Consider the following 18,712-nt stretch of genomic DNA (forward strand, 5'->3'; position numbering starts at 1 on the left):
GCTTAACGCTTCGCTTAACACCTTTACTCACTATTTTAGAAATAGCTTTCGTTGCGTAAAGAATACCCAAGAACAGAAGTAACTTTAGGAACATTGAAGGCGTATTTTCAAACGCCCATGACTTGAAAGACACCAACCATTCTTCAAATAGACCAAACGCGACATCTACATCTAACACATCAGCGTTAATATCACCGGTCGTCGCTAGAAGTAGTTGTTTGTAGTCTGTTCCGTCAACACCTAACTGCTCCATTAACGCAACGGACGACTGCAGGCTAATTACCGTCATCGCAATACGTTCATTAAAGCGAGTGAGATCCTGATTTAACGTCTCTTTTTCGGCTTCGCTTACATAACCTAATCGCTTCTCAAGCTCTTTCTTCTGCGAATCAATATACAAGATCGCATTAGACAAAAACTCAGCACGAACCGACAAAGCACTTTCTAACTTCTTCGTGGTTTTAGACACATCTAAATTCACCGAGTTAGCAAGTTCTAATGTTCCTGCCAATTGCTCGTAGTAAGTATCCATGATTCCAATGCGGCGCTGAACGGCTAGTTCAAATTTAACCTTGTCTTCGCCTTTTGCATTACGTGCTTCAGTAAGAGCTGATTGAATGTTGCCTGTACTCAGATCTATTAAGCCATCGACGAGTGCTATCTGCTCTAATATCACTGCTTTCAAGCGTTCATCTTCAAGGTTATTAGGTACCTCTAACTTGATTTGATCACGTAACGCTTCATTTTTACGTCGTAACACATCTTCTAAAAAGGAACGTTCACTATCATGAGCTTGAACCAATTGAGTTAGATCATTAGAGAGCTTTGCCTGGTTAGTAACCAGTTTATCCATATCTGCATATGCGCTCAGTGAGAACATTAGCAACAATATACTACTGAACATAAGCTTGAGCTTTGTGTACATGATTCACCTATAAATACTGAGTATTATTAAAACGTAGTGGTTGTTTTAGAGCATTAAATGTAACGGATGATCTGCGACAAATGGTAAGGGCTTCCTATACATGAAGACAGATGGTGTGCCTAACCAAGTATAGTCTTCCATTGAAAAACAAACTTACCAAAGTGCGCCAAAGGCTATGCATTCAGTCTCTTCCTTGAGGATTCCCGCTAGACATCAACGGGAACCAATGATTCACACTATTTTTCAATAGTGGCTATTTAGCTTCTARTGTTAGTAAAACGCTACTTGTGTCTTGTTCAATATCAAAACGACTATCTAATAAGAACACGCGTGATGCATCTACTTGGGCACTTTCGACTAAATAGGCTTTTACTGTCGCGGCACGCTTTTGAGCTAGTTGCCCTAACTCCGCGCTAGACACTTCTTGAGCGTTAAGAGCTAAATTATACATAGCAATATGCCAACGTTTATTTAGCTCTTCTGCTGTCAATTGCTCGCCACTCTCAGTCGATCTTGTCTCTATTTCTTCTTTAAGCTTTTCAGGCTCTGAGCTCTCCGCCATTTTGTATACGGATATCAAAGCTTCAGATAAAGCGCCTTGCGTTGGAGTCGTACTCGCGCTTAGTGGGCTAGGTAATGCTGTAACATCCATATTTGCGAACTTTGCCAATTGAGTATGGAACTGTTGCTCGGCTAATGCCTTACTGTCTGATTGCGCTTCAACCGCCCCATCAACGCTTAGCGTTAGCATAGGACGAGACGCTAATGCCTCCCCTAGCGTAACAAGTTTGTCTTGTTGTTCAGATGTCAGTTCACTTGAACCTGACTCAAAGTCAACGACATTCAATTCTTCATCTGAACCCGCTAATCCGGCAATAAAACTAAATGGAGCAGTCACGGCTTTTTCAATGATATTTACGAGTGTTTTTAGCACTACGCTACCAATGCCAAATTCTGGATCATCTACATCGCCCGTCACTTCAACACCTAGGTCAATCACTCCGTTTCTATCTTGTAGCAGTGCTATTGCAAGCTCTAACGGAAGCGAGGTAGCTAAATCACTTTCACTGGCCTGCCCCAACTGCAGTTGGTCGATAACAATATGATTGGAACCGGTTAACTTGTTCTTTTCTAACTGGTAATTCAACGCTAATGTTAGCTGGCCTTTATCAATGTAATGCCCAGCATATGTTCCCGAATATGGGTTCACGGTTGTCAGTTCTACGCTATTAAAGAGCACATCTAAATCTAGGTAAGGCTGTTCCAGTAATGGATTAATCTCACCTTGAATTCTCACGGGAGCGTATCTATCAATATTGCCTCGAATATCAACCGTTGCTTTGGTGCCCTTGACGCTAGACACATTGCCTATTTTCCCTTCTAACTGCTCAATACCTGATGAGAAATTAGGGGTTAAAGAGTTATCAGCAAAAAAGGCTGAACCATCGTTAAACACTATTTGGTTGATGGATAACTTAAACGCTTCAGAATCCGTTTTCTTATTTGATTGTTTTGGTTTGTTTGCTGCCTGTTTAACTTCATTTTTAGGTTTGTTAGCACCGTCAGTAGAGTCGCTGGATTGAGCTATTACAAGTTCGCCCAAATTGGTCGTTCGATCTTCATTGATCACAACACGAGCATAAGGCTGATTAAGGCTTAACGTTTCAATCGCTAACTGAGACTTTTGCAAATCAAATTGAAATTTATCTACTGCTAACTGTCCCCACTTTACAAATGGCTTTTTCAATTTATTGTCACGAATTGAGAGCTTATCTACCTGAGCGCCACCGGTAACAAATACTTGCCCATTAGCATCTGCATTTATATCAACCTGAGTACTCAAACTGCCTTTCGATAAGGTCGCGTTAACAGCAGTTTCTATGTACGGCTGAAATTGCGCTAACTGTAATTCATCTATTTCAAAGTGAGCTTTTACATTTTGATTATCAAGATCAGCCATGCCTTTAGCTTTGATATCTCCTCGTTCGTTAACGGACGCAAACAAATCAAATGCAACGGGCTTGGATAAATCACTGATGACAGTACTAGTAGAGATATTTATAGGGGCAATAACCCAACGTTGTGATTTGTCAGTCACCAACGACTCAGTCACAGCCACACTGTAATTGGTTAGTTCGATACCATTAAGCGCCAACAACCAAGGCTGGCTCGTCGTTTCAGTTGCAGCCTGGTCATTTTGCAAATTAGAACCTGGCTCAGGGCTACCTTCTTTTAAGGCGATGTTACCTTCAGTGTTAGGGAATGTGGGTAGCAATAACCTAACAAGTTCAACACCAGCTTTATCGACCTTTGTTGATACTTTTAAAGAATCAGAAACTACAGATTCAACATTAACCGTTTGTTCTAATGTATCCAGTTGGATATCGTTTATTGAAAAATCACTTAGTGACACGATTGAACTTTGATTATATTCAAAGTTAACCCCACTTAAAGAGAACTGCCCATTGTTAGTATTAACCGCGAGCACATCATCAGTTTCAGTTTGGCCTAGTGTATGTTTTATGTGGTAGTCAGACGAGACATTAAGCACCGCACTTTTCATCGAGGCTAATATATTGGCTTCAATAAATCCCCAGAACTGAGGTAATTGCAACTCGCTCACTCTAGCACTACCGACTACCTCAAGCGGCTTCAATTGAACATTACCTTGGACAGAAAACTCACCTGAATGTTGATCAACAATACTTAACCAATAGTCATTTACCACAACATTTGCGTTGCTCTCACCCTTTGCTAATGTAGCTTGAGTCGAGAACTCTCCTAGAGCAAAGTTGATGCTTGGATAGTTCAGAGCAGTTCCCGTCACCTCGTCAGAAAAAGTAACCTGCCCTTCTGTCAGCTTGGTCTGATGTATAACAACAGGAAATAAAGGTGCATGTCTATCGACCGCTGTATCAGTTTGAGAAGACTGCCCTGCTGATTCAGATTCAGCCAGTGTTTGCTGCTCTGAATTCTGCTTTTCAAGCGCGGTCAAAATATCAGTGAAGTTGAAAGATTGCTCATCCAAACGAACAACATCAACGAATGGCTGTTCAAGTAACACGTATTCGACAACCACCGCACCATTGAACAATGAATCCCAAAAGTTAACTTGTGCGCTAGCTAATTCAAATTTTATGAACGGCTGCTCTTCTTGCCAAATGACAAACTCTTGAACATCAAACTGTAAAGTAAATGGGTTGATGCGGATATCTTGAACCGTCACTGGACGCTCAATAACGCCAGAAACTTGTTTAGGAAGCTCTTGCTTTAAAACATATGGCGTAATAACACCAAGTGTTAATGCATAGATTAAATAAGTGAAAAGTAAATACGTAGAAATCCGAATAGAACGATGAAGACTTTGGAAACGAGTCCAAAACTGAGAAAAATGGCTCAACATGACAAACAACAACTCCCTGTTGATTATTGTTTTGTATATCTAGAGCTTAAATTCTAAAGGCAGTGATTGGCAGTGTCTATGAATAGACTCGATTTCTAGCCACTCTTTTACGAATTATTGTGGAAATTTAGAGATACAAATCAGAGGGCTAATAAGCAGAAATAAAAAAGCCCTCAGCGAGGGCCTTATTCATGAGGTTATAACCCCATATCTTCAATCAGTGACTTTATTTGTTTTAAGTCCATTTGATGGACCGATATCATTTGCCTGATATCACTTAGCCTCGAATTAGCCGCATCAAAATTATCACAGGCATCGGATTTAGCATCCCAAGAAGTTCCCTCTAGAAAAACATCACACTCTTTCTTTAAAGGATCTAAATTCGGCATTATTGAATCACGCTCTTGCTCTAATTTTTCGAGCTCTTGTGATATTTTCAATTCTTTACGGAATAGTTCTCTCGAGCGATCAAACATCGTCGCCTGCATGTCAGCTTGGCGGTTAAGTTTTGCATTTTGTTGCTTTGAGTCAGAAAGTGCGGTTTTCTCGTTACTAAGCTGGGATTCTAGCYCTAAGTTCGCTTTTTCTAATTCCATTGAAGCTTTCTGTAAAGCTTGTAGTTCTTTCTCGTGAGCCAAAGCCTGCTGATTAAGTGCACTTTCGATTTTAGCGTCAATTTCAACATCTACTTTTGCCACTTTCTCCTCAACACGAGTCACTAATTGCTTTTTGCTGTCTCGAAGCTCTTGATACCTTTCTTCAAGTACGTTGTAGGTCGTTTCCCACTTAGTAGCAGTGATCGATGAACCCACTAAACCGCCCAAGGCTAAGCCAATGACTGCGGCTATGCCAATATAAAGCTGACTGCGTTTGTCACGTTCTTCAATGACAACAACTTCATCTTGTTCGCTTTGATCAGTGTTTTGGTTCACAACGCGTGACTCCCATTTAGGTTGTTCAATTTCAATGAATGGCTTATCGAGTTAGCTCTGAAATCATAAGACTTGCGGTATACAGTAGAAAGCTACCAACCACTGCGATAACGACACCTTTCTGAACCTTTTCATTTGTCCTATAGCGAAAAAGTAAAAAAGCCAATACGACTAAAAAAGCTATTGCGATTAATCGAGTCATAAATCCTCCTTGTTCTTCTTATTTTATACCATTTATCTCAATCAATTACGTCAGAGTTCGGTTGTTWAATCGTTTACATGGCTAAGATTTGTGCAAACAGATTTTTTGGGGCTGACATCACATTTATCATTGGTTAGGATGCCCCTACAGATTATCTATAAAATAGATAATTGTTCCGATGAAGACTGCAGGAGAGTGGTTTATAACTAAATGGAAACATCTAGTTAGATTAACCCGCCGAAGAAGTAAATCTTTCAGGTGCTTTACGCTGATGAAAATCAGAAAAGCGAGGACTGTTGTTGGAGGAACCTCTGGAGAGAACCGTTAAATCGGTCGCCGAAGGAGCAAGCTTAGTGATCCTAGCTCATTTTAAAAAGCTGTCGCTAAGTGAAACTCTCAGGCAAAAGGACAGAGGAGTGGAAAGTTACAACCTTAATAAGCAAAAGAGTTCTATCTAGAAATCCGTATGTATTAAGTGGTGTTTATGATCGTGTTAGATCAACACTGCCCTTTCCCTCTTCTCCTTAAATTTTTAATTTATTAAGGGGAAATCAATGAACCGTTTACACGATACTTTACAAACCATCGACAGTTTAGTCTGGGGACCACCGTTACTGATCTTACTCGTTGGTACAGGTATCTATTTTACTTTCCGTTTAGGCTTACTCCAGTTTCGACACCTACCAACCGCACTAAAAATGGTCTTTAGCAAAGACAAATCAGGCTCAGGTGATGTATCGAGTTTTGGAGCCTTATGTACCGCACTTTCCGCAACTATTGGTACGGGTAATATCGTCGGCGTAGCGACTGCTATTAAGCTTGGTGGCCCTGGTGCATTATTTTGGATGTGGCTTGCTGCTGTGTTTGGTATGGCAACAAAGTACGCAGAATGCTTGTTGGCCGTGAAATACCGTAAAATTGACAGTAAAGGCCAAATGGTTGGTGGGCCAATGTACTACCTACAATACGGTGTGGGTTCACGTATCTTAGCTATTATGTTTGCAGTGTTTGCCCTGGCCGTTGCCTGCTTTGGTATCGGCACGTTCCCTCAAGTTAATGCTATTTTAGACGCAAGCGAGATTTCCTTTGGCGCTCCTCGTGAAGTATCTGCCGTGATACTTACCATTTTAGTCGCTGTTGTTACATTAGGTGGTATTCAGTCTATTGCGAAAGTGGCAGGGAAAGTTGTTCCAACGATGGCACTCTTTTATATCCTAGCTTGCCTGAGTGTACTGGTTTCGAATGCAGACCAACTGCTGAATGCTATTCAGCTTGTGATTAGCTCAGCATTTACTAATACCGCAGCGACAGGTGGATTCCTTGGTGCAAGCATCATGCTTGCGATTCAATCAGGTATTGCCCGTGGCGTTTTCTCAAATGAATCCGGGTTAGGCAGCGCGCCGATGGCTGCTGCTGCAGCGAAAACAGATTCCTGTGTTAAACAGGGCTTGATCTCTATGACAGGTACGTTCTTTGACACCATCATTATTTGTACGATGACAGGGTTAGCTCTCATCCTTACCGGAGCATGGCAAACGGAATTAGCCGGCGCAGCTATGACAACACATGCCTTTGCCGTAGGTTTAAATGCAGACACTCTTGGCCCAACCCTTGTTTCTGTTGGTTTGATATTTTTTGCTTTCACTACGATTTTAGGCTGGAACTACTACGGAGAACGTTGTGTCGTTTTTCTATTCGGAACAAAAGCGGTATTGCCTTACAAAATCATTTTCGTAGGGTTGGTCGCTTCTGGAGCGTTCCTTCAACTTGATATGATTTGGTTAATTGCAGATATCGTAAATGGATTAATGGCAGTACCGAACCTGATTGGCTTAATTGCATTGCGTCATGTCGTGATCGAAGAAACCAAGTTGTTCTTTAATCAACATGCCCAGAAAGAGCACACCAACCAGGTGACGGTGTAACTCACTGTTAGCTCACTAGTACGTAAAGAGACGTAATATCAAAATAGGTTGAACGTTTCAGTAGCGCAAAGCCGTTAGTTTGGACTAAGGGCTTTTTCGTTTATATGGAAAGCGACGAAACTGAATAATTATAAAAACATCAATAATGTCCTATGCTAATACTTGACCCATTAACTAGGACATTAAGAATGCCTAGCAAAAATTACGACCAAACTTCTTTAAGAATATTACTGCTGTTTCTTGCTTTCATTTTAATCTGTTGGCCGGTTGTTGTTGCCACCGATTTTACTGTTACAACGATTACCTTTTCGATTCTTTCCATCTGGTTAGTCGTCATCTTCACTCTAATCATGCTAGCAAGGTAATTTGCGATGATTAGCGCTACCACTCTTATTATTTTAATCCTCGCCTATATTGGCCTTTTGTTTTTCATAGCAAACTGGGCGGAATCTAAGAGTGCGACTGCGCATAAAGTAGCTTCAAGCTCTACCGTCTATGTTCTTTCATTAGCTGTATTTTGTACGAGTTGGACCTTCTACGGCAGTGTTGGTTTAGCTTCCCGAGCCGGGATTTTGGTTTACTCAATTTATCTAGGCCCCACATTGCTCATGTTGGTACTTTGGCCTTTGATGAAGCGGATCTTGCTCGTTAAACAGACATATCACGTTAATAGCATCGCCGATTTTTTATCCGCTAGATACAATCAAAGTATGTTTTTGGCAGGGATTACTTCTGTTGTCGCGATGATAGGCATCGTCCCTTACTTGGCTCTACAACTAAAAGCGATAAACAACTCATTTTCAGTTGTGATAAACACTGAAGCTTCAAACAACATCGTCACATGGGTCATTTGGCTTGGGGTCGCACTCTTTACCATTGCCTTTGGTATACGTCATATTGACCCTACCGAACGCCACCCAGGTATGATGTTGGCTCTTGCAGTAGAAGGCGTGGTGAAACTCGTCGCCATGTTATGCGTTGGAATCTTTGTGTGCTTTTTCATGTTTGATAGCCCGCAAGCCATTTTAAGTGAACTCGCTAATACCCTTCCCGAGACGGCGAAAACAATGGCAAGCACCCCAAGTATCATGACATGGGCAAGCTTTTTATTATTGGCCGGCTCAGCATTCTTCATGCTTCCTCGCCAATTTCACGTCATGGTGGTTGAGAACCCTCAGATTAACTACATCAAAAAAGCGCAATGGCAGTTGCCTATCTACTTAATTTTGATGACTGCATTCGTTATGCCTATATCTGCTGCAGGTGTGCTAGTGATGGGCCCAGATAAACCTGATACTTACATGCTGACACTACCACTCAGTGCCAATCAAGTCACACTCACTTTATTGGTGTTCATCGGTGGCTTTTCCGCATCTATGGCGATGCTTATGGTTTCTGGTATGACTCTCGCTACCATGTTTAGTAACCACCTCGCTCTACCCGCGCTAAGAAAGCTAACCCCAAATAAGAATTTTGGTCGATATCTATTACAAATTCGCTGGCTGGCAATATTCATTGTGTTCGGTGCCGGACAAGCTTTTTACATGTTCCTCGGTGACTCTTACATGCTCGTGAACATGGGTATGATTTCATTTTGTGCGGTACTGCAATTTTTGCCTTTGGTCATATTTGGCCTGTATTGGAAAGATGTAACAGCGCGCGGCGCAACATTAGGTATTTCGCTAGGGTTTATTGTGTGGGCATATTGTTTGTTCTTACCTGCTATCATGAAAAGTGGTTGGATTGATGACAGCATCTTAGCGGCTGGCCCTTGGGGAGTTGAATGGCTTCACCCTGAGCACTTGTTCGGTTCGACAATGGACAAAGTGAGTCATGGAGCATTTTGGTCACTGATTGCTAATCTGTTAGGAATCGTATTAGGAAGCTTGTTTTCGAAAGAATCTGAAAGCGAGTCTCGCTACAACGCTGAGTTCATCGATATCATGACCGAAAACTCAACGTCAGATTACGAAGGTTCTCTCGATTTACCCCATAATATTGCACTGGCAGATAAACTGCCTATTTTACAAAAGTTATTCCGGTCTTACTTTTCTTCGGAAGAAGCCGATGAAAAAATCCAAGCTTGTCTGCAAGAAACCCAATTACAAGAACGTGAATGCGTCGATTCCCAAGAGCTAGCTAACCTAGAGAAAGCTGCAGAACGACGCTTAAGTGGTGCGACAGGGGCTGCAATGGCACACGTGCTAATAATGGACTCAGGGCTCTTCACCCAACAAGAAATCCACGACTTAGAACAAAGCTACAGCCAAATATTAAGCCAACTCAAAATCAGCCCAGTACAACTTCGTAAACAATTAAACTACGCCAAAGAAAAAGAAAACCTCGCTCAACAATACAGCGAACAATTAGAAAGCTTGGTGGATAACCGTACCCAAGAGCTGCAAGAAACGATGGATCAGCTTCAAAACGCTCAACACCAACTTATTGAAACCGAAAAACAAGCGTCGCTTGGCAAGCTCGTTGCTGGTGTTGCCCACGAGATTAATACGCCGATTGGTGTATGTGTAACTGCTATTTCCAATCTGAAAGACGAAGTGAAGTTCATTCGTAAAGCCTATGACGACGAAAAGCTCAGCGAAAAGGAGCTCGAGGAGTTCTTCGAGCTATGCGACGAATCTTCACAGATCATCCTTAAAAACAATGAACGTGCCTCAAACCTAATTCGAAGTTTCAAACGAATCGCGGTAGACCAAACATCTGATGATTTACGTAAGTTTAASGTTAGAGAGTATTTAGACGAGATTTTATTATCACTAAGACCTGAGCTAAAACGAGTTCCACATAAAGTGGAAATTGATTGCGATAATTCGCTTACATGCATCTGTTATGCAGGATCACTTTCTCAGATTTTAACTAACTTGATTATGAACAGTTTGATTCATGCTTTTGAATCAGAACAACACGGAGTCATGACAATTAAAGTCGAACCCTCTGCTGGAAATATTATTATGACTTACACCGATGACGGTGTTGGTTTAAACGAAGAAAGTGCCAAATGTATTTTCGATCCCTTCTATACAACGAAGCGAAACTTGGGAGGAAGTGGATTAGGTGCTCACCTCATCTACAACTTGGTTACGCAAAATCTGAACGGAACAATAGAAATAGACACTGCACTAGGGCATGGCTTGACGTACGTCATTACCTTCCCCTCAGAGCCAGCACCAGTATAAACAGGGGTTAAATCAACAGGAACAATGATAATGCCTCCCCTACTCACTGAACGTTGCAATAACTTGTATATCTGATGGTTTGTTTCTATACCCTATATACAACTTATCAAAGTATCAGCTAGCTAAGGAACCTGCTTTTCTATAGGGAGATACCTAATGCCTCTTAAACTACTTCGAGAATTAGACGAAGCTGACCTACCACCATGGAAAATACTCATCGTAGATGATGAGCCCGACGTACACCAAGTAACCGTGTTGGTCTTAAAGCGCTTCAAGCTCGATGGCCGTTCTCTAGAATTTATTCATGCCCATTCAGGCGTGGAAGCTAAAGAGAAACTCTCGACCATTGCAGATATAGCCCTTATTTTCCTAGACGTTGTAATGGAAACCGACGATGCAGGTTTAGAAGTAGCACGATGGGTAAGAGAGGATCTCGGGAATCACTATTCACGTATAGTATTGAGAACAGGTCAACCAKGCCAAGCGCCGGAACAAGATGTTATTACTCAATATGACATCAACGATTACAAAGAAAAAACCGAACTTAATAGCCAAAAGCTGTTTACTACCGTTTACTCTGCCATTCGCTCTTACCGAGATATCATGAATATCGAAAACAGCAGAGAAATAGAAAAGAATTATCGCCAGGGCCTTGAACGAGTCATCCAGTCAACATCCATTATTTTCCAAAAACATACCTTAAACGCTTTTTCGGACGGGATTCTTCAACAAGTACTCTCTCTATTACGTATGAACGACCAAAGCATGTTAGTCAGTGTCAGAGGGCTAACAACCCTTCAAGAACCTCACGATGACTACCGTGTCCTCGCGCAAATAGGCGACACAGACGATAACACCACGGTAGACGAAAACATAAAGCATTATCTGCAAAAAGCCATAGATGCTAAAACCAGTATCATAGAAGACGACATTTTTGTGGGGTACTTTTCAACAAGTTCTGGGGCTGTTAGTTTGCTCTTCCTTAAGGGGGCAAGAAAGATCACCGAACTTGAAAGTCAGTTGCTCACTATCTTCTCTTACAGTGTTAGTTTAGCGTTCGAAAACTTATTCTTAAGCCAAGAAATCATCGATACTCAAGGTGAGCTGATTTATCGGTTGGGGGATGTTGTAGAGTCTCGCTCCCATGAAGCAGGGAACCATGTACGTCGAATATCTGAATTAAGTTATCAGCTTTGTAAGCTAATGGGCCATTCAGAAGAGCAAGCCCAACTCATCCGCCAAGCTGCACCAATGCACGACATARGCAAAATAGCAACTCCAGATTCGGTGCTTCTCAAACCAGGAAAATTGGATGCCGATGAATGGGAAATAATGAAACAACATTCAGAGATTGGCCATAAGATATTGGCGGGGTCCAAAAGACAGATACTGCAAACAGCAGCAACCATTGCACACCAACATCACGAAAAAGTGGATGGAACTGGCTACCCTCAGGGACTTAAAGGTGACCAAATCAGTTTAGAGGCTAGAGTTATTGCCGTCGCCGACGTTTTTGATGCTCTAACCCATGAACGTTGCTACAAGCCTGCATGGCCATTGGAAGACGTGATTCAACTCATGAAAGAATCGAGAGGCACCCACCTTGACGCTCACATAGTGGATACCTTGCTAGACAATATTGATGTCGCCCTAGAAATAAATAAGACTTACAGCCATGACGGCTAACTCATATGAGGCACGCACGTAAAATAGAACATAGGCGCCAAATTACTATTTGTAACTGCGTCTATGTTCAAACAAGTTAAGCTGAAGTCGGTGGTTCTTCGATAAGTAGTTTGATCCCAAGAGAAATAAGAACGACACCCGTAACGCCTTCCATCCAACTGATAAATGAAGAGTTTTTTAGTGCCTGTTTCGCAGAATTAATAGCCCCTGCGATACCACATTGCCAAAACATAGCGATGACAAAGTGGATCCCTGCCATAAACATAGATTGAGCAAAAGGTGAGCCATTAGGATCAATAAACTGAGGAAGAAACGCTAGGTAGAAAACTGCAGTTTTAGGGTTCAATACGTTTGACAGAAACCCTTCTCTAATAGAGCGTTTCCCATCAAAACTAAGGTGCTTAGCCCCTTCTACGGCCAGCCCTTGTTGTCCTTTGAATACTCCATAAAGGCTTGAAGCCCCTAACCATATCAAATAAGCCGCACCGATCATCTTAATGAATTGGAACAACTCTGCAGACTGCAGCAAGATGGCAGAGATACCGATTGCAGAAAATGTCGCATGCACAAATAAGCCTAAGCAAATCCCTAAGCTTGTTACACAGCCGTCTTTTACTCCTGAGCGAGTGGTGTTGCGAATCACCAACGCCGTATCTAATCCCGGCGTTAATGTCAGGATGACTATCGCAACTAAAAACGCTTCAAAATTAAGAATATCCATATATCACGAACTCCACTCTAAGCTTCGTTAAGCAAACCATACAACCATATAAAATTTGCGAGCTATCGCACTGCCAGTACTCTCTCACAAATACCTAAAATTAGCGAACATGAWCAATTGTTAAACTTTTCAAAGCCTAGCTAACAAAAGAGTGCAGCCATCGAAAAAACACCTACAAAGTGTGCAAATCGGCACATCAAATCATAAAATATCGGCATGTATACAACTGATTAACTAAGCTAATCTACATTTTCAGAAATTTAGCCTACACACAGAAGCTAGGTACTTGGTCATTTGTAATCAAGTTGTTAGAATCAAATTTTTATGATCAGGGAAGTTGCATGAGCGCATTCAAAAAATTAGTCGAACATTCTCAAAAATGTTCCCACTTCAAACATTTAGGTTCTATCTGCGGATGGGATCAAGCTTCTATGATGCCTGCTGGCGGTAACCAGGCTCGCAGTGAAGCAATGGCTGAATTATCAGTCCATATTCATAGCTTAATGACTCAGCCGCAACTCGCTGAATGGTTCGACGCTGCAGAAAATGAATCTCTAAACACCGAAGACCAAGCAAGCCTGCGCGAGCTAAAACGCCAATGGCAACAAGCCAATATCCTCCCTGAGAAGCTGGTTCAAGCGAAATCACTTGCTGGTTCTAAATGTGAACATGCATGGCGTACCCAGCGTGGCGACAACGACTGGCAAGGTTTTGAGAAGAACTGGCGTGAAGTCGTAGAACTTTCCAAAGAAGAGGCTCAGATCCGAGCTGATCATGCAAACCTGTCACCTTATGATGCGATGTTAGACATCTATGAGCCGGGAACAAGTTCAGCTGCATTAGACACTTTATTTTCTGACGTGAAAACCTGGTTACCTGATCTAATTGATCAAGTTATCGAGAAACAATCAAAAGAGCAGTTCGTTGCTCCATCCGGCACTTATTCAACAGAGAAACAAAAAGCACTTGGTTTAGAAGTGATGAAGCTTCTTAAATTTGACTTCAACCACGGTCGCCTAGATGAAAGTGTCCACCCATTCTGCGGTGGCGTTCCCTCTGATGTTCGAATTACCACTCGATACGACGAAAAGGAATTCGTACAGTCCTTAATGGGTATTGTTCACGAAACTGGCCACGCTCGCTACGAGCAAGGGTTACCGAAACACCTAGCCGGCCTACCCGCTGGCGAAGCTCGTTCAATGGGCATCCATGAATCACAGTCTTTATTCTTCGAAATGCAAGTCGGGCGTAGTGACCCATTCATCGGGCACTTGGCTAACCTAGCTGGTCAACAGTTCTCTGGGGCTGAATTCGAAAAAGAGAACTTCCAAAAGATTTATACTCGCGTAGAGAAAGACTTTATCCGCGTCGACGCCGACGAACTTACCTACCCCGCTCATGTGATCTTACGTTATGAGATTGAGCGTGATCTTATCAATGGGAAGATTAAGCACACCGACGTTCCTGAACTTTGGAATCAGAAAATGCAACAGTATCTTGGTCTATCAACCGAAGGTAATTTCAAAAATGGTTGCATGCAGGATATCCACTGGACCGATGGTGCATTTGGTTACTTCCCGAGTTACACGCTAGGCGCTATGTATGCGGCTCAATTTATGGCTTCGATGAAGAAAACTGTCGATGTTGATGGGGCAATTCGCTCGGGTGTCTTATCGCCGATCTTTACTTGGTTGTCTGACAACATTTGGTCTAAAGGTAGCTTGTTGACTACCGATGAACTGGTAAAACAAGCAACAGGTGAAGTGTTAAATGCAGAGCATTTTAAAACACACTTAAAAGCCCGCTATTTGTAACACCAAGAGATTAGCCACCTCATATATGAAGTGGCTAATCATATCTCACAACAGTTTCGTAAGAGTAACCTTTACCTTTCAGAATAGATAACTTCCGCTAACCTTATATTTTTTGTCGTTAAATACACGCGAGTAAATCGTTCCTCGTTCCCTCACCAGATAACTTAGATATAAACAACTACTTGCTACCTTTAAAACACCCCAATAATAGTCATTAAGTATTTATGACTACATGCCACTCCCACCTAACTTTAAGCGAGTAAATTTGCAGGTAAGCTTTTGTTTCTCAACCCAAACCCTTGCATTATGAAACAACACACCTAAAATGATATTATCGTTACGTTTCGAAGGGTGCATCGTGGAGAAAAACATTCAATGTCTTAGTGATCTACACGTACTCATTATTGATGATTCTAAAACGTCATCCATGTTAATAAGGCAACAACTGGTAAGCCTTGGCTATCAGTTCGACCAAGTTATGACTGCAGCCTCCTACCAAGAAGCGGTAAAAGCTGTTGAAATTCGTCACTACGATATTTTGATCATGGACTATCACCTTGAGCAGTCAATCACTGGCTATGAACTTATAACCTTACTGCTTAATAAAAGGCTTATCGATAAATCAACCGGTGTGTTAATTGTTTCTGGAGACTCTCGTCAAGAAACAGTGCTGACCTCTTTATCTGGTCGCGTCAAACACTTCATAATGAAGCCAATCAAAACCGTTGACCTAAAAAACAAACTGCAAATCCTTCAGCATGAAACATCCGCCCTTTACCAAATACAAGAACTGATAAAGCTTAATCCGACTGGCCTATCAGATACTTTGACTGAATACTCCAAGGAACTTAACTTTGCTATCAGCTTTGAATCAAGCTTGATAGAGATCCTAGTTGAGCTTGAAATGTGGGACACATTGAACAGCTTGATAATATCCAGCCTATCTTCTAGTCACCCGAGCAAAGAATGTGCAAAAGCGATGCTTTTAGCACGTAACGGCCATACTCTTATGGCAATAAAGGCATTATCTGATTACTTGGTACAAAACCCTCTTTCATTAAAGGCGATGGATTACCTTTCAAGTCTTTATGAAATGGAACACAACAAAGAAGAAGCTTTGTATTGGGCACTGAAAGCATTTGAATTTACACCTAGCGTCAGTGAACGAGCTATTCGGGCTGCGACTCTAGCGGCTGATTTAAATAAACGCAGTGTTGTCATTCGAGTGGGTTACACCTTCGCCAACCACATATCTATCGTCGATAGCCGTTGGCTTCAGTCAATCATTAAATTCGGGCATAGCTTAGAAGCTGTCTACATCAGAGCTGAAGAGCCTAGTTCAAAAAAAGAGCTACTCCAACACTTTAATAATTTTCTGCAAATGACGGAAAAACGCCTCCCGAAAGTAAGAAAACCTCATTTGGTGTCCTATCGTTCCGTTTTTCAGTGTCGCCTGTTATTTCATGAAAACAAGCTGGAAGGCTCTCATAAGAAGATTCTGCAATCTATCTCTTCTTATTACGATAACCTTTCAACATGCCCTATCGCGCTAACCTGCGAAATACTTCCTATCCTCGAACTATTCGGCGAATTGTGGCTGCACGATTACTTATCTAAGCTCTTCGCGAGCCAATTGAAGCGCTATGAACTCACATCGAGCGATTTACTCAAACAAGCCCCTTTCGATGTCAAACACTTAAAAGAGTTGTATGACGTTCTTCCTAATGGTGGAAGTAGAGAAACGGATGAAGAGACAATTGCAATATACGAGATGATCATCAACTTGTTCCCATATTCTACCGAAGCCAAGATTCGATATTTACATGCGGTTGCTAGTGGTGCAAAAGAGCCGACTCACAATCCAATATTGTTGCTAACTACACTGTCCGATCTAGCGCTACCACCTAACTGGAATCAATGGCTAACAGACTTACGTAACGCAAATACAAGCATAGAGCCACCAGCCCCTTTTTCAGTCGCGTTATAACGAACAAGTGATCTAGCTTTAACCAACCATCAACTTCTAACGCTTTAGAAGTAAGTTTCTGATGTAGTTGGAAATACCCTTTGTTTGGGCTTGTGAACAGAAGGTTGCTCTATAAGCTTTACCTAATCGTGAAGCACCCCATAAACAGAACATTAACACCAGAACAAAATAAGGCCTGATAACGAATTATCAGGCCTTATTTTTAAAGCAAAAATTAGGGGCGATCATTTTAAATGCCCTTTATAGCAACTCTAGATCATAATGAACTCTGAGCTTGCAAAGACTTTGCACTTAGAATCCAATTATTCACGGACTGAGGAGACATTGTGGTTGCTTTCCCAAGTTCTTTGTCTTCTGCAGAGGCAAGTTCTGGCGGTACTGCATTTATAATCAATTCAAGATCTCGATGAGACTTTATCTGCGTTGTAAACACTGTTGCCATTTCTTCACTGTAATCAACTTTACGAGCCTTTGCCGATTTTACCAAACCGTCTAATAGTACATACCAAGTCGTCATCGGCCCTTGCACTACAGATGCAGATTCTGCTGCCGAATCAATAAACGCGAAAGGTACAGTTGTGATAGGTTGATTGATCTCCATTGCAGCGAAGATCCAATCGGTATCAAAAGAGAAATCATAAACTGTGGGCTTTAACAAAATTTGCTGCAGWACGTCTCGGCTATAAAGCTTAAACGCCGCTTGCGTATCTTTAATGCCTTGATCGAATATCTGGGCACCAATCATTCTTTGCATATGCCTTAAGGTCTTAATCCCTACTCCCCAGCGCTCTTCTTGCTTCACCAAAATAGAGTTTCGATGTTTTCTATTCCCTAGCACCACATGTTGATTCTCTTGTTGGAACGGCTTAAGCAACAAACCTAGCTGACCCAAATGTACCKAGTTATCTGCATCAGTATAAATAACGGCATCCGAACCCTGTTTTAGTGCCTGCTCACACCCTAGAATGATTGCGCCTCCTTTACGAGAATCATCAACATTCATCAGGTTCTTAAGTGGTCCTTCATCTGTCGGGATAAAGTGATTTAACTCTAATACCTCTATGCGAGCCTGCTGGCGTTCAGATAAGGTAGTTGCCATTTCACGCGCAACATTAGCACTTTGATTAGGGCAACCATCATCAACCGGATATAAGTGCCAATCGACACAAGTTCCTTGAGTAACCCAATCAAGCTGCAATACTTTTGCTCTTAGAGAATCCTCACCGTTTTGATTTGAGGGTGTCTTGGGGCGAAGGCGGTTTTGTTCCCCCCACATTGCAAAAACAACTGCAATTTTGGATGGTTCTTTAAGCTTTAGGAGATTTTGCCTAGATTCAACAAGTTTGATTGCCAGTCTAAACTCCAAAGGAGCTTGATATCGCTCAGCTATATCTGTGAGATGCTCAACATCACCATCTACTTCCTGTAAGGCAAGTAACTGATCCGCTAGCGCATACAAACGTTGTTGATGTTCGTTATTTGTGAGGTCGAAGAGTTCACTAGATGAGTTGAGAAGCTCAATCACCTGAGTTGTAAATGTATTCATAACAGTACCTAGCCTTAACAATGACAATTAAAATTGTTCTCGCTAAAAGCTTAGTATGCACACTGTTGAATACAAGGTTGTTTTAACCAAATTATTTAAAATATTTGAAGTCAGAACGGTGAGTTACTGGTTATGATTCAATTATTTACAGCGGGTTCTTGGTGTATATCTAAAATTCCGATAGCTCGCTGTATATACTTGAGTGGATGAAACGTCAAACTCACCAGCCCAATTTGAAATTTCAGGGTCTGTCGCCCATACATTTGCCATTACTCGCATCGTTGAGCTTTTTCTAGAAGGAGTAGGATCGTATCGGCTATTCGGGATTTTCAATACTGATTTTCTATCGATAAACCACTCAATCCCATCTTTCCCCC

The 18,712-nt window shown here is 41.7% G+C and carries 11 protein-coding genes, 2 pseudogenes and 1 riboswitch; of the genes and pseudogenes, 5 read left to right on the plus strand and 8 right to left on the minus strand.

Annotation, left to right across the window (positions count from 1 at the left end):
• The 4 genes and pseudogenes from L4C33_RS10695 to L4C33_RS10710 all read right to left on the minus strand — a co-directional run.
• Positions 1-925: pseudogene (locus tag L4C33_RS10695) on the minus strand (mechanosensitive ion channel family protein); the annotation flags it as partial.
• Between the two features lie 253 nt (positions 926-1,178).
• Positions 1,179-4,328: a DUF748 domain-containing protein gene (locus L4C33_RS10700; protein ID WP_428812424.1), complete on the minus strand. Its 3,150-nt coding sequence runs from the start codon at positions 4,326-4,328 to the stop codon at positions 1,179-1,181.
• Positions 4,329-4,525: 197 nt separating this feature from the next.
• Entirely contained in the window at positions 4,526-5,260 is a 735-nt protein-coding gene (locus tag L4C33_RS10705; protein WP_428812425.1) for a chromosome partitioning protein ParA, read from the minus strand.
• Between the two features lie 43 nt (positions 5,261-5,303).
• Positions 5,304-5,462 carry a hypothetical protein gene (locus tag L4C33_RS10710; protein WP_428812426.1) on the minus strand — a complete coding sequence of 53 codons (159 nt, stop codon included), beginning with the start codon at positions 5,460-5,462 and terminating at the stop codon, positions 5,304-5,306.
• 301 nt (positions 5,463-5,763) lie between these two features.
• Positions 5,764-5,884: riboswitch (glycine riboswitch) on the plus strand.
• A gap of 132 nt (positions 5,885-6,016) precedes the next feature.
• On the opposite strand from L4C33_RS10710, the gene L4C33_RS10715 reads away from it, so the two are divergent.
• Positions 6,017-7,387, plus strand: a complete 1,371-nt coding sequence (locus L4C33_RS10715) for an alanine/glycine:cation symporter family protein (RefSeq protein WP_428812427.1) — start codon at positions 6,017-6,019, stop codon at positions 7,385-7,387.
• A gap of 202 nt (positions 7,388-7,589) precedes the next feature.
• On the opposite strand, the gene L4C33_RS10720 is transcribed toward L4C33_RS10715, so the two are convergent.
• Positions 7,590-7,724: a hypothetical protein gene (locus L4C33_RS10720; RefSeq protein WP_428812428.1), complete on the minus strand. Its 135-nt coding sequence runs from the start codon at positions 7,722-7,724 to the stop codon at positions 7,590-7,592.
• Between the two features lie 34 nt (positions 7,725-7,758).
• Between L4C33_RS10720 and L4C33_RS10725 the strand changes: the two genes are divergently transcribed.
• Positions 7,759-10,581 (plus strand): ATP-binding protein, encoded by a 2,823-nt coding sequence (locus L4C33_RS10725; RefSeq protein WP_428812429.1) that lies wholly within the window; start codon positions 7,759-7,761, stop codon positions 10,579-10,581.
• A 156-nt stretch (positions 10,582-10,737) separates the two neighbouring features.
• Positions 10,738-12,267 carry a DUF3369 domain-containing protein gene (locus L4C33_RS10730; RefSeq protein ID WP_428812430.1) on the plus strand — a complete coding sequence of 510 codons (1,530 nt, stop codon included), beginning with the start codon at positions 10,738-10,740 and terminating at the stop codon, positions 12,265-12,267.
• 76 nt (positions 12,268-12,343) lie between these two features.
• On the opposite strand, the gene L4C33_RS10735 is transcribed toward L4C33_RS10730, so the two are convergent.
• Positions 12,344-12,988 carry a LysE family translocator gene (locus L4C33_RS10735; protein ID WP_428812431.1) on the minus strand — a complete coding sequence of 215 codons (645 nt, stop codon included), beginning with the start codon at positions 12,986-12,988 and terminating at the stop codon, positions 12,344-12,346.
• Between the two features lie 341 nt (positions 12,989-13,329).
• Here L4C33_RS10735 and L4C33_RS10740 point away from each other — a divergent pair, with 341 nt between their 5' ends.
• Positions 13,330-14,802, plus strand: coding sequence for a carboxypeptidase M32 (locus L4C33_RS10740; protein ID WP_428812432.1), 1,473 nt, complete (start codon positions 13,330-13,332; stop codon positions 14,800-14,802).
• Between the two features lie 358 nt (positions 14,803-15,160).
• Positions 15,161-16,789 carry a response regulator gene (locus L4C33_RS10745; protein WP_428812433.1) on the plus strand — a complete coding sequence of 543 codons (1,629 nt, stop codon included), beginning with the start codon at positions 15,161-15,163 and terminating at the stop codon, positions 16,787-16,789.
• Positions 16,790-17,045: 256 nt separating this feature from the next.
• On the opposite strand, the gene L4C33_RS10750 is transcribed toward L4C33_RS10745, so the two are convergent.
• Both L4C33_RS10750 and L4C33_RS10755 read right to left on the minus strand, forming a co-directional pair.
• Entirely contained in the window at positions 17,046-18,335 is a 1,290-nt protein-coding gene (locus tag L4C33_RS10750) for a glycosyltransferase (protein WP_428812434.1), read from the minus strand.
• A 141-nt stretch (positions 18,336-18,476) separates the two neighbouring features.
• Positions 18,477-18,712: pseudogene (locus tag L4C33_RS10755) on the minus strand (1,3-beta-glucanase); the annotation flags it as partial.

The sequence above is a fragment of the Vibrio makurazakiensis genome (assembly GCF_050337375.1).
GTDB lineage: Bacteria > Pseudomonadota > Gammaproteobacteria > Enterobacterales > Vibrionaceae > Vibrio > Vibrio makurazakiensis.